Genomic DNA, 13,392 nt, shown 5'->3' with positions numbered 1-13,392 from the left:
GGCCATGGCGAACGTGCTGGCGGTCAATCTGGCTCATCCGCACCCGAATTCCGACAAGGGGACGTTGTTGACCGGCATCGAAAAGCGGCCCACCGATGACGCGGTCACGGTGCGTGCTCCTGGGCCGAAGCAGGGCGGACTCGGCAGCGGCCTAGTGGGTGACTACATCGGCGACCAGCAATATCACGGCGGCGACGATCAGGCGGTGTACGTGTACGCCCGCGAGGACCTCAACGAATGGGAACGAGAGCTGCAGCGCGACCTGAAAAACGGGGAGTTCGGAGAGAACTTCACCACGGAAGGGCTCGACGTCACCGGCGCGCGAATCGGCGAGCGGTGGCGGGTCGGCGCCGCTGGGCTGCTGCTCGAGGTGACCCGGCCGCGCATTCCGTGCCGGACGTTCGCGACGTGGCTGTCGATCCGGGGCTGGGTGAAGACGTTCACCAAGGCGGCGACGCCCGGTGCGTACCTCCGAGTGATCGAGTCCGGTTCGGTGCGCGCGGGCGATTCGATCGTCGTCACCGATCGACCGAGCCACGATGTGACCGTGGGTTTTGTGTTCCGAGCGCTCACGCTGGAACCGGAACTACTGCCGGAAGTTCTTCAAGCCGATGCTTTGGCCGACGAGATCAAGGATCTGGCTCGGCGCCGCATCGATTCGTAACCCCGTCGGTGGCGTTGCTCCGCGATGAGTATTGCCTTGCGGTGCAGTCTTATCTGCATGGGCAAGCCCATCTATGGCTTCAATGTGTCGGTGGACGGGTACATCGCCGACGCACAGGGCAACATCGACTGGTCCGAGCCGAGCGAAGAACTGCACCAGTACTGGAACGACTTCGAGCACGAGACCGCCCTGTCGCGCTACGGCCGGCGGCTCTACGAACTCATGTCCGCGTACTGGCCGACCGGGCGCCGGATGCCACCCCGTTGATCGTCGACTTCGCCCGCATTTGGCGTGACACGCCCAAGGTCGTGTTCTCGCACACCCTGGAGTCCGTCGACTACAACTCCTGCCTGGAACGCGGCGACCCGGTCGAGGTGGTGACGAAGCTGAAAGCCGAAACCGACGGGCAGCTTGAGGTGGCCGGCGCGACGCTGGCCGCGCCGATCGTGCAGGCCGAACTGGGTGGATGAATACCGCGTCGTGATCGCGCCCACCGCTGTGGGCGGCGGCACGGGTTTCTTCCCGACACTACCGTCGTGGTTACCGCTGCGACTGGTGGAGAACCGCACCTTCCCGGGCGGCGCGGTCCTGCTGCACTACCAGACCTGACCGAATCAGTCTCGTTGCGGCGCGGAGAGTTTGGCGCATCTGAATCGTCACCGTGACGTATCGAAGGGCTTGACTGTGTGGATACCGCAGGTGCAGTCGTCGATCGACGGACAGGTGCAACGCATGCCCCACTCGATGATCTGACGTGCGCGTTGCAACTCGTCGATGCGCACGTCGATCTCGGCCAGTTTGGTCTCCGCGAGCGCGCGACTCGCGGGCCGGCCGGAGGCGTCGTCGGCGAACAACAGCTGGATCTCGTCGAGTGCGAATCCGGCGGCCTTGCACAGCCTGATCACCTCGAGGCGCGCGACGATCGACTCGTCGTAGCGGCGCTGACCGCCGACGCGTTCGGGGGAGCGGATGAGGCCGATCCGCTCGTAGTAGCGCAGGGTGGTGGCCGCCACGGCCGTCTGCTGAGCCAGTGCGCCGATCGTCAGGGTGCGGGTCATCGTGATCCTTCAATCCGGGGCTTGACTTAGAGTCAACTCTAAGTCGTTCACTATAGACATGCAGAAGCACCCACAGTCAGTCGACCTTGTCCATGAGTTGAGCCGCGCTCGCTACGCGATGCTGCGGACGTACCGGCGCGACGGGAGTGCGGTCGACACTCCGATATGGTTCGACCTACACGGCAACGGATTGGTCTTCCGGACCAAGGTGGGGCCGAAGACGAAGCGGCTGGTCGCACGCCCCGAGGTCGAGCTCACCGCCTGCGACCACCGCGGACGGATCGTCCGCGGGGCCGGCAGGTTCGCCGGTCGAGCGACGATACTGTCCGGCCGCGAGGCCACGTTGGCCAATGATGCCTTGCATCGACGGTACGGGTGGCAGTGGAACGTTGTGCCTCTGATCAAGATCCCCGGCGTGGCCAACGTGCACAAGGATCTGCGGTGGCGGGAGAAGTTCCGGCGGGCATTCGACCGAAATGTGTGGCCCGACAGCGCAATTGTCCGAGTCGAGTTTCGGTGACGGTCGTCCGTGTGAATGCGGGTCGCGCCGTGCCGTACCCATCCAGGAAGCTTGCAGCTTCAAACTTCCGGTAGCATTCGCCAGCGGGGAATTTGCGCACGAAGCGTCAATTGCCTTGAACGTCAATTCTTTTGGAGGCGACTGTGAGTACCAACCCGTTCGACGACGACAACGGCAGCTTCTTCGTGCTGGTCAACGAGGAGGAACAGCACAGTTTATGGCCGACATTCGCCGACGTGCCCGAGGGCTGGCGGGTGGTCTTCGGCGAAGCGGACCGGGCGGCATGCCTCGACTACATCGAGCGGGAGTGGACCGATATCAGGCCCAAGAGTTTGCGCGATAGGTTGGCCGAAAGCCAGCGTGGCTGAGCATTCCATCGTCGCAATTCGAGGGTAGTGGATGGATTTTGACGACCACGCGTTGCCGATCACGCGCGGACAACTGGACATCTGGCTCGCGCAGGAAACATGCCGTGAGGCAACGGAGTGGCAGCTCGGGCTTTTCGTAAGAATTCACGGTGCCGTCGAGCAGGATGCGCTCGAATGGGCGACCCGGCGGGTGGTCGCCGAGGCCGAGCCTGTTCGCTCGACCTTCTTCGAGGCGGACGGCCAGGTGTATCAGCGGCCGTTCGATCATGCGGATTTCGAGCTGTCCGTCATCGACTTGGGTCACACGACCCAGCCGATGCGCGAAGCGCGGGAGATGGCGTTGTCCATTCAGCGGACGCCGCTACCCATGGACGGCCAACTCTTCCGGTTCCTGCTGTTCAAGGCTCGGGCGGACGAAGCCTATCTGTACGTCTGCTGCCACCACATTGTGATCGATGGGCTCGGTCTCGGACTTGTTTGCCAGCGGATAGCATCTGTTTATTCGGCGGTCGTCTCAGGTGCGCCGATTCCGCCTCCAATTTTCGGAACTTTGCAGGAATTGCTCGACTGTGAGGCCGATTACGAATCGTCGGAATCCTATACCGAGGATGAGGCCTACTGGGCAGAAGTTCTCCGGGGTCAAGCCGGTTCTGACCATCGTTTGCCGGAAGGCGCCAATTCAACCGGATCCGCTGAGCCCGTTCCGCTGAACCCAGCGATACTGGCCCGGGTCGCGCAGCTGTGCGAGGCATGGCACATGCCCCGGTCGACGCTGATCACCGCGGCATGCGCGTTGGTGGTTCGGAACTGGGGCGGTAACAACCGCGAGGTCGTGCTCGATTTCCCAGTGAGCAGGCGAGTGCTGCCGGAGTCGAGAACCCTCCCCGGGATGATCGCCGGCGTGGTGCCGTTGGTGCTGCAGATATCCCCGGAGTCGACGGTGGCCGACTTCTGTGCCCACGTTGATTCACGTATTCGTGAAGCCTTACAACATCAGCGTTTTCCTGTGCAGGCCCTGGAACGCAAGTTGCATCTCCGTGATCCCGGCGAGGTGGCCGACAGGGTCGTGGTTGATTTCCTTCCCGCTGGGTTCAGTGTGCCTTTCGGTGGTGCGGAGGCATCGGCATCTCTGATCTCCGGTCTCGGTCGCAGCTTCGGACTCGTCTTCTCCGGGGCCGGCGACGAGCTGCTGCTCAGCACCTTGGGCGCGGGGCGGGCGGCCGTCGACGTCGAGGGGCTGGCCCGTCAGCTGGAGCGGGTGTTGACCGCGATGACCATCGACCCTGGCCGGCAGTTGTCCTCGGTGCCGGTGCTCGGTCAGCAGGAACGTGCCGGGCTGGAAGAGCTCGGCAACTGGGCGACGTTGAAGCGCGAGTCCGCCGCACCAGTGTCGATTCCGGAGATGTTCGCCGCGCAAGCGGGCCGCACCCCAGGCGCCGTAGCGATCAGCAGCGAAGATCGGTCCCTGACGTATCGAGAGCTGGACGACGCGTCGAACCGGTTCGCGCATCTGCTCATCAATCGCGGCGTCGATGCGGGGCAACGCGTCGCAGTGCTCGTGCCACGCTCGGTCGAGGCCGTGGTCGCGATCCTCGGGATCTTGAAAGCCGGGTCGGTCTACCTGCCAATAGATCCGGCGCTGCCCCCGGCGCGTATCGCCTTCATGCTCACCGACGCCGCGCCCGCCGCGGCGGTCACCACGGCCGAGCTCGCACACCTTGTCGACGGTGTCGGTCTCGACATCGTTTCTGCAGAAGGGGCCGCCGAGCCTACCGCGGAGGTGCAGCCCATCGCGGCGCTGCCTTCGCCCTCGGCCGACGATCTGGCGTATCTGATCTACACCTCGGGCACCACGGGCACCCCCAAGGGCGTGGCCATCGCCCATCACAATCTGACGCAGTTGATCGCGTCGTTGGATGGGGGCTTACCTGCGCCATCCGAGCAGGCGTGGTCGCATTGGCACTCCTATGCCTTCGACTTCTCGGTCTGGGAGATCTTCGCGGCGGTGCTGCGTGGCGGCCGACTGGTGATCGTGCCGGAGTCGGCCGCAAGCGATCCCGCCGACTTCCACGATGTGCTGGTCGCCCACAAGGTCAATGTGCTCACCCAAACGCCCTCTGCCATAGGCATGTTGGCCCCCGACGGGTTGGAATCGACCGCGTTGGTGATGGGCGGTGAGGCCTGTCCCGCCGAGGTCGTCGATCAATGGGCGCCGGGACGGGTGATGATCAACGCCTACGGTCCGACCGAGACCACGATCTATGTGGCGATCAGCGCGCCACTGACAGCGGGCAGCGGTGCGGCGCCCATCGGGTCTCCGGTGCCAGGGGCGGCGTTGTTCGTGCTGGACGGATGGTTGCAGCCGGTGCAGGCTGGCGTCGTCGGCGAGTTGTATGTGGCCGGAGCCGGCGTCGGTGTGGGCTATCTGCACAGAGCCGGGTTGACCGGGTCCCGCTTCGTGGCGTGCCCGTTCGGCTCCAGTGGGCAGCGGATGTATCGGACCGGCGACCTCGTTTACTGGGGTGCCGACGGCCAGCTGCGCTATATCGGGCGCGCCGACGAACAGGTCAAGATCCGCGGGCACCGCATCGAACTCGGCGAAGTACAAACAGTTTTGGCCGGTCTCGACGGGGTGCATCAGGCGGCCGTGATCGCCCGCGAGGACCGCCCCGGGGACAGGCGACTCATCGGCTATGTCATCGGTGGCGTCGACGCGGGCGCGGCGCGGGCGGCGCTGGCTGCGCGGCTGCCGGGTTACATGGTGCCGTCGGCGGTGGTGGTGTTGGCGGAACTACCGTTGACACCAAACGGAAAACTCGACACCAGGGCGCTACCGGCGCCGGAATACAGCGCGGGCGAGTACCGTTCGCCGGGCAACGCGGTCGAGGAGACGCTGGCCGGCATCTATGCCGAGGTGCTCGGCGTCGAACCAACCCAAATCGGGGTCGACGATTCGTTTTTCGAACTCGGTGGCGACAGCATCCTTTCGATGCAGGTGGCGGCGCGGGCCCGCGCCGCCGGGTTGGCGTGCCGGCCGCGCGATGTCTTCGTCGAGCAGACGGTGGCCCGACTGGCCCGTGTGGTCGGCGTCCAGGACGGCGAAGCTGAGGTCATCGACCTGGGCGTCGGGCCGGTGGTGGCTACTCCCATCATGCGGTGGCTCGCCGGCCTGGATGGACCGGTGGACGAGTTCAACCAAACCGTCGTGGTGCAGGCCCCGCCGGGCGTTACCGAAGCCGACGTCGCAATCCTCTTGCAGGCCTTGATGGATCGGCACGCGATGCTGCGGCTTCGGGCGGTCGACGACGGAGCAGACGGTTGGTCGTTGCAGGTGCCCGAACAATCGGCAGATGCCCGCGGCTACCTGCATGCGGTAGACGAATTGTCCGACGACGTGGTCGCTGCGGCGCGGTCGCGTTTGAACCCGGCGGCCGGGGTGATGCTCAACGGGTTGTGGGCCGCTTCGAGCGGCCAACTGATGCTGATCATCCACCACCTCGCGGTCGACGCCGTGTCGTGGCGAATTCTGTTGGAAGACCTCAATGTCGCTTGGGCGCAACACCGCGCCGGGCAGCCGATAGCGCTGACCGCGACGGGTACCTCGTTTCAACGGTGGGCGTCGCTGCTCGCTGAACATGCCCAACTCCCCGACGTCATAGCACAGACCGACGGGTGGAAGCGGGTGTCCGCGGCGCCGGCCACGCTGCCCGCCGTACATCGCGACGTCGATACCTACGCCACGGCCGGTCGCCTGTCGGTGACGCTGGACACCGAGAACACGGGCAGGCTGCTCGCAGAGGTGCCGGCGGCGTTCCACGCCGGGGTTCAAGACATACTGTTGATCGGCTTCGCGTTGGCCACGGCGGAATTCATGCGTGACCGTCCGCAGGCCGGGGCGCCGGTACGTTTCGACGTCGAGGGGCATGGGCGCCACGAGGAACTGATCCCGGATGTCGATCTGTCGCGCACGGTCGGGTGGTTCACTGCCAAGTACCCGGTGGCCCTGATTGTCGGAGAACTGACATGGGAGCAGGTCGTTGCCGGCGAGGCCGCTTTGGGTGCGGTGATCAAGAACGTCAAGGAACAGCTGCGCGCACTGCCGCATCCGCTGACCTACGGCCTCCTCCGCTACCTCAACGACGACATCGTCCTCGACGGAGAAGACCCGACTATCGGCTTCAATTACCTTGGGCGCGTTGGATCTCCGATAGCCGACTCGGCCGAAGGGCTGTGGCGGCCCGCTCTCGAGAGCTTGTCGCCGACGGGTGCCGCCTCAGCGGTGTCGATGCCGCTGCTGCACACCCTGGAGCTCAATGCCGCCACCGTCGACAGCGGAACGGGCCCACGTCTGCAGGCCGATTGGACCTGGGCTACCTCAGTGCTCGACCACACTGAAGTAGCCCGGCTGAGTCGGCTGTGGTTCGAGTCTCTGGCGGGTATCTGTACGCACGTGCGAGCTGGTGGGGGAGGACTGACGCCGTCCGACATCGCACCAACGCGGCTGCGCCAGCAGGACATCGACGAGCTTGCGCGGCAGTACCGCATCGTCGACATCCTGCCCCTGACACCTCTTCAGCAGGGACTTCTTTTTCACACCAGCACGGCGCTGGATGCCGTCGACATGTATGCGGTGCAACTCGACTTCACTCTGACCGGCGCGCTCGACCCGGACCGACTCCGCGACGCGGTCGGCGCAGTCGTAGCCCGTCATCCGCACTTGGCGGCGCAGTTCTGCAGGCAATTCGTCGAACCGGTGCAGGTGCTTCTGGCCGATCCTGTAATCGGTTGGCATTACTACGATTTGGTCGGCGCGGCCGACGAAGACGAGATCGAGCGAATCTGCGCGGCCGAACGGTCCGCAGTGGCTGAGCTCGCCGATCAGCCGGCGTTCCGAGCCGTGCTGATCCGCGTTGCAGACGACCGGCATCGGTTTGTGCTGACCAACCATCACATCGTGCTCGACGGGTGGTCCATGCCGATTCTGATGCGCGAGATCTTCGACGCGTACGCGGGTCGGCGGCTGCCCACAGCCACCTCGTACCGAAGATTCATCAGCTGGCTGGCTGAGCGAGACCTGGACGCTGCCCGCTCCGCGTGGCGGGAAGTGCTGGCGGGCTTCGACAACCCTGCGCTGGTGGGCCCCCGGGAACGGCTGCACGATCGCTTGGGGCTCGGGCGGCGGGGATTCGCGTCATCACACGTCTCGGCGGAAATCACCGGTGCTCTCAGCCAGTTGGCCCGCGCCTGCCACACCACCGTCAGCACCGTGCTGCAGGGTGCTTGGGCGGTTCTGCTCACCTCATTGACCGGCAAGCGCGACGTTGCCTTCGGCACGGCGCGGTCCCGGCTGGGTCACCTCGACGTCGACGACTCGGAATCCATGGTGGGTCTGCTCATCAACACGGTGCCGGTGCGCGCCAACATCACCGCTACCACCACTGCCAACGACCTGTTCGAGCAACTGCAGACCGCTCACAACGACACCCTCGAGCACCAACATCTGGCACTCAGCGAAATCCATCGCGCCACCGGGCACGACGTGCTGTTCGACACCTTGTTCGTCTACGAGAACTACCCGATCGACGTCGGCGCGTCCTTGGGCGTCGACGATTTGGCGATTGCCGGGGTCAATAATCGCGAATACAACCACTATCCGCTGACGATGGAAGCCCTGCCGGGCGCCGAACTCGATCTGCACGTCGAATATGACACCGGCGTGTTCACCGCGGCGGCCATTGAAGCGCTGATCGGGCGGTTCAACACGCTCCTGGCGGCGATGACCGCGGATCCGACGCGGAAGCTGTTGTCGATCAACCTGATCGACCCCGACGAGCAGGCGCAGTTGCAGCGGTGGTCGGGCGCGGGTATTCAGGCGCCGATCGGGATCGCGCCGCAGTTGTTGGCCGCGGCAGTCGCCGCCGCCGCCGACGCAACCGCCGTCGTCGACGGCATCCGCAGCCTGTCCTACCGTGAGCTCGACGAGTGGTCGACGACGTTGGCGCGCAAGCTGATCGGCGTCGGTATCGGCCCCGAGCGCGCCGTTGCAGTGATGATGGACCGAAGCGTCGAGTTGGTGGTGGCGTGGTGGGCAGTCAGCAAGGCCGGCGGCATCTACGTGCCGCTCGATCGAAATCATCCCATCGAACGGATCGCCAGCGTTCTCGACTCCGTGGCGGCGGAATGTGTGCTGACCTCCGACACCGATGCAGTGGGCGGAGCGGGGGCACGTCCGGTGCTCCGCATCGACGGGTTCGACCTCGCGGCGGGCCGCCCTGAGGGCGCAGCACCGATCATCGACAGTGACCGCAGGGCTCCGCTTGGCGTGAACAACACCGCCTACGTCATATTCACCTCCGGGTCCACGGGCGAACCCAAGGGTGTGGCAGTGAGCCACACCGGTTTACTGGGAGCGGCTGCGGCTCAACGGACTATGTGCGAGGTGGACCAGCACGCACGGGTGCTGATGGCGGCCTCGCCGACATTCGATGCCTCGCTGTTCGAGATGCTGCTGGCCACCGGCGCAGGTGCGGCGTTGGTGATAGCGCCACACGATGTGTATGCCGGTGAGGCGCTGACCGCACTGATGCAGCGGCAACGGGTCAGCGCCGCGTTGCTGACCCCGACGGTCGTTTCATCGCTGGACAGGGCCCGCCTCGACCACCTCGCAACGCTGATCACCGGCGGTGAAGCGTGCCCGGAGGAGTTGGTGCATGCCTGGGCGCCCGGTAGACGAATGTTCAACGCCTACGGTCCCAGCGAGGCCACCATCTGGGCAACCGGCACACCGCTGTCGCCCACCCAGCCGGTCAACATCGGCCGGCCGATCGCCGGCGTGCAGACGCTGGTTCTCGACGCGCAGTTGAACCCGGTACCCGTCGGCGTGATCGGCGAGCTGTATCTGGCCGGGCCGGCGTTGGCGCAGGGCTATTCCGGCCGCGCGACCCTGACCGCCGAACGCTTCGTGGCCAATCCGCACGGCGGCCAGAGCGCTCGCGGTGCGCGCATGTATCGCACGGGTGATCTGGCACGGTGGACCGCCGACGGCACTCTGGACTACCTGGGTCGAGTCGACACCCAGATCAAACTGCGCGGGCAGCGAATCGAACTCGGTGAAATCGAAAGCGCGCTGCTGGCGTGTCCGCAGGTCAACCAGGCCGCCGCCACGGTGCACCACGGTGCCGCTGGATCCCAGCTGGTCGCCTACATCACCTTCGAGCACTCAGACGCCAACCGTGACACTCGCTACGACGCGGAAATCGTGGATCAGTGGCAGAACATCTACGACGAACTCTACGGGTCCGATGCCGAAGCAAGCAGCTTCGGAAACGATTTCCGCGGCTGGAACAGCAGTTACACCGGCGACCCGATTCCGATCGAGGAGATGGAGGAGTGGCGGTCGGCCACGGTGGCGCGCATCATGGCCCTTGCGCCACAACGGCTTTTGGAAATCGGTGCTGGCTCGGGGCTGTTGCTGTCACAGATCGCACCGCGATGTGAGCGCTATGTCGCGACCGACATCTCGGAGGCCGCAATCGAGGTGCTCACTACCTCGTTGGCACAGTTGCAGGTGCCGTGGCGTGACCGCGTCCAGCTGATGACCCGGCCTGCTCACGTCGCCGCTGGGCTGCCGGCAGGCTATTTCGACACCATTGTCCTGAACTCGGTTGTGCAGTACTTTCCGAACACCGGATATCTGACGGAGGTCATCGACAACGCAGTACAACTGCTGGCCCCTGGTGGGACACTGTTCATCGGTGACGTCCGAAATCACGGGCTGCAGAAGGCGTTCCAGACCGCAGTCAGCATCGCGCGCGTCGGCGCCGCAGGCTCCGCCGATGCGGCGGTGATCCGCCAACGGGTCCAGCATGCGCTGCTGGGTGAACCAGAACTGCTGTTGGCTCCTGAGTTCTTCACCATGTGGGCCGCGGAGACCGAATCGGTGGCCGGGCTGGACATCCAAGTCAAACGTGGCGTGGCCGACAATGAACTGAGCCGCTACCGCTATGACGTGATCATCCACAAGGCGCCCGTGCAAGCACGCTCGCTTGCCGACGTACCGACGTGGACGTGGGCGCAGTGCGCAGATCTGACCGGACTGCAGGCTCGCTTGACCGAGCAGCGGCCGGACGCCATCCGCATCACCGAGATCCCGCATGTCGGCGTGATTTCCGACGTCAAACTGGAAGCGGCACTGGACGCCGGAGAAGCGGTGGCCGACGCTGTACGGCGAGTCGCGGGCGAGACTTCAGCGGTCATCCCCGAACAATTGCACCGCATCGGCGAGGCCCTCGACTATTACGTGGCTGTCACATGGGGAGCGGCGCCGGGCACGGTAGACGCCGTCTTCGTCACGCCGGTGGGCACCGGCCGCCCAGTACTCACCGATCTGTACCAATCCACGCAGCAGCACATCGTTGTAGCCAACGAACCCCACAGCGGCACGAAGATCAGTGCGGTGCGGCAGCGGCTCAGCGCTTGGTTGCCCGATTACATGGTGCCCCCGCATATCGTGGTGCTCGAGGAGATGCCGTTGACCTCGTCGGGCAAATTGGACCGCAAGGCCCTGCCCGCTCCCGAGTATTCCGACGGCGATGGCTACCGCGCGCCGGCCGGCGCGGTCGAAGAAATTCTGGCCGACATCTACGCCCAAGTTCTCGGCCTGCCACGGGTCGGAGTGGACGAGTCGTTCTTCGATCTGGGCGGCGACTCGCTGTCGGCGATGCGGCTGATCGGTGCGGTCAATTCCAGTCTGGGCGCTGATCTTTCCGTGCGGGTCGTCTTCGAGGCGCCGACTGTTGCCCAATTGGCGCCCCGTATCGGCGGAGACGCGTGTCGGCTGGAGCCCTTACTGGCCGCCGAACGGCCCGCCGTCATTCCGTTGTCGTTCGCGCAGAGCCGGTTGTGGTTCTTCGACCAACTGCAGGGTCCCTCACCGATCTACAACTTGGCGGTGGCGTTACAACTGCAGGGTCGGATCGACGAGGATGCGCTGCGGGCTGCGCTGACGGACGTGGTGGCCCGTCACGAGTCCCTGCGCACCTTGTTCGTCGCCTCTGAAGGCACGCCGAAACAGTTGGTGTTGCCCATCGACCGCATCGACATCGGTTGGCAGACAACTGACACCATGGGATGGACGGCGGCGCGACTGGAGGAGGCCGTCGCCGCCGCGGCGCGACACACGTTCGATCTGGCCGCTCAAATCCCGTTCCACGCTGAACTTTTCCGCCAGAACAACAACGAACACGTGTTGGTGGTGGCGGTGCACCACATCGCCGCCGACGGGTGGTCGATCACCCCGCTCGTCCGCGACCTCGGGCTGGCATATGCCAGCCGGTGCGTCGGGCACAGCCCGGACTGGGCACCGCTGCCCGTGCAGTACGCCGATTACACGCTGTGGCAGCGCGCGCAACTCGGAGAACTGGACGACAGCAGCAGCCCGATCGCCGCACAGTTGACGTTCTGGGAGGAGGCCCTGGCCGGGTTGCCCGAACGGCTGCAGATTCCAACCGATCGTCCCTATCCGACGGCGGCTGATCACCGTGGTGCGCGGGTGACCATGCAGTGGCCGGTGGAGGTGCAGCAACTGATCCGTCGGGTGGCGCGGGAACACAACGCCACCAGCTTCATGGTGATCCAGGCTGCCTTTGCCACGCTGTTATCCAAGATCGGCGCAACTTCCGATGTGGCGGTGGGCTTCCCGATCGCGGGTCGCCGCGATGACGCGCTGGACAACCTCGTCGGCTTCTTCGTCAACACACTGGTGTTGCGGGTCGATGTCGGCGGTGACCCCACCTTCGCCGAACTACTCGGACAGGTCCGTCGGCGCAGCTTGGCTGCCTACGAACATCAGGATGTGCCGTTCGAGGTCCTGGTCGAACGGCTGAATCCCACCCGCAGCCTGACCCATCATCCACTGGTCCAGGTGATGTTGGGTTGGCAGAACTTCTCCTGGCAGGTGAGTGACGCCGGCGGCTTGGCCCTCGGCGATCTGCAGGTGACACCGTGGCCTGTCGACACCGAGACCGCCCGCATGGATTTGGCGTTCTCGTTGGGTGAACGCTGGGACGACAGTGGCGAGCCCGCCGGCCTGGACGTGATGGCGGAGTTCCGTACGGACATCTTCGACGCCGACACCGTCGAGGCGCTCACCCGCCGGTTGGAAAGAGTGCTGATCGGACTGGCCACCGACCCGGACCGGCGGCTGTCATCGCTGGATCTGCTCGACGAGGACGAACACGGTCGTCTCGATCGATGGGGTAACCGGGCGGTGCTGACGCGGCCTGCGCCGGAATCGACGGTACCTGCGCTGTTCGCTGCGCAGGTGGCGCGCGCCCCGGAGGCGGTCGCGTTGGTGTGCGGCGAGAGCTCCTGGACGTACCGGGAGCTCGACGAGGCCGCGAACCGGCTGGCGCATCTGCTGGTCGGCAAGGGGGCCGGCCCCGGTTCGTCGGTGGCTCTTGTGTTTCCGCGTTCGGCCGAAGCCATCGTCGCGATCCTGGCGGTGCTCAAGTCTGGCGCGGCCTACCTGCCAATCGACCCGGCGCTGCCGTCGGCGCGGATCGAGTTCATGCTGAGCGACGCTGCTCCCATCGTCGCGGTCACCGTCGGCTCGATGGCCGACCGGCTCGACGGTTTCGGCGTCAGCGTCGTCGCACTGAACGATCTGGCTGACACCGTCCTCGAAGCCCAGCCCAGCACGCCACCACAAGGGCCCGCGCCCGACGACGTGGCGCACATCATCTACACGTCCGGAACCACCGGCGTGCCCAAAGGTGTTGCAGT

Annotated in this window: 5 protein-coding genes and 1 pseudogene (1 of these 6 running past the window's edge); 5 read left to right on the top strand and 1 reads right to left on the bottom strand. The window is 65.3% G+C overall.

What is annotated here, in order from left to right:
- Positions 1 to 4 precede the first annotated feature (4 nt).
- Together ACGFK1_RS20010 and ACGFK1_RS20005 are read left to right on the top strand one after the other, a co-directional pair.
- Complete coding sequence (locus tag ACGFK1_RS20010; protein WP_393432941.1) at positions 5 to 664, top strand: MOSC domain-containing protein; 660 nt, start codon at positions 5 to 7, stop codon at positions 662 to 664.
- 57 nt (positions 665 to 721) lie between these two features.
- Positions 722 to 1,273: pseudogene (locus ACGFK1_RS20005) on the top strand (dihydrofolate reductase family protein).
- A 47-nt stretch (positions 1,274 to 1,320) separates the two neighbouring features.
- Here ACGFK1_RS20005 and ACGFK1_RS20000 read toward each other — a convergent pair.
- Positions 1,321 to 1,722, bottom strand: a complete 402-nt coding sequence (locus ACGFK1_RS20000; protein ID WP_393432939.1) for a MerR family transcriptional regulator — start codon at positions 1,720 to 1,722, stop codon at positions 1,321 to 1,323.
- 58 nt (positions 1,723 to 1,780) lie between these two features.
- On the opposite strand from ACGFK1_RS20000, the gene ACGFK1_RS19995 reads away from it, so the two are divergent.
- The 3 genes from ACGFK1_RS19995 to ACGFK1_RS19985 form a co-directional block, all read left to right on the top strand.
- A complete protein-coding gene (locus tag ACGFK1_RS19995) occupies positions 1,781 to 2,242 on the top strand; it encodes a PPOX class F420-dependent oxidoreductase (protein ID WP_393432936.1) in 462 nt (153 codons plus the stop codon).
- A gap of 143 nt (positions 2,243 to 2,385) precedes the next feature.
- Positions 2,386 to 2,610 carry an MbtH family protein gene (locus tag ACGFK1_RS19990; RefSeq protein WP_393432933.1) on the top strand — a complete coding sequence of 75 codons (225 nt, stop codon included), beginning with the start codon at positions 2,386 to 2,388 and terminating at the stop codon, positions 2,608 to 2,610.
- Positions 2,611 to 2,641: 31 nt separating this feature from the next.
- Positions 2,642 to 13,392 carry the 5' end (the start) of a non-ribosomal peptide synthase/polyketide synthase gene (locus ACGFK1_RS19985; protein WP_393432930.1) on the top strand. Its footprint extends 20,365 nt past the window's final position, so the window shows 10,751 of its 31,116 coding nt (coding positions 1-10,751); its start codon is at positions 2,642 to 2,644; its stop codon lies beyond the right edge, outside the window.

The sequence above is a fragment of the Mycobacterium sp. NPDC048908 genome, from assembly GCF_043197955.1.
In the GTDB taxonomy this organism is placed as follows: Bacteria; Actinomycetota; Actinomycetes; order Mycobacteriales; family Mycobacteriaceae; genus Mycobacterium.
This window is presented reverse-complemented; position numbering and strand designations above follow the sequence as displayed.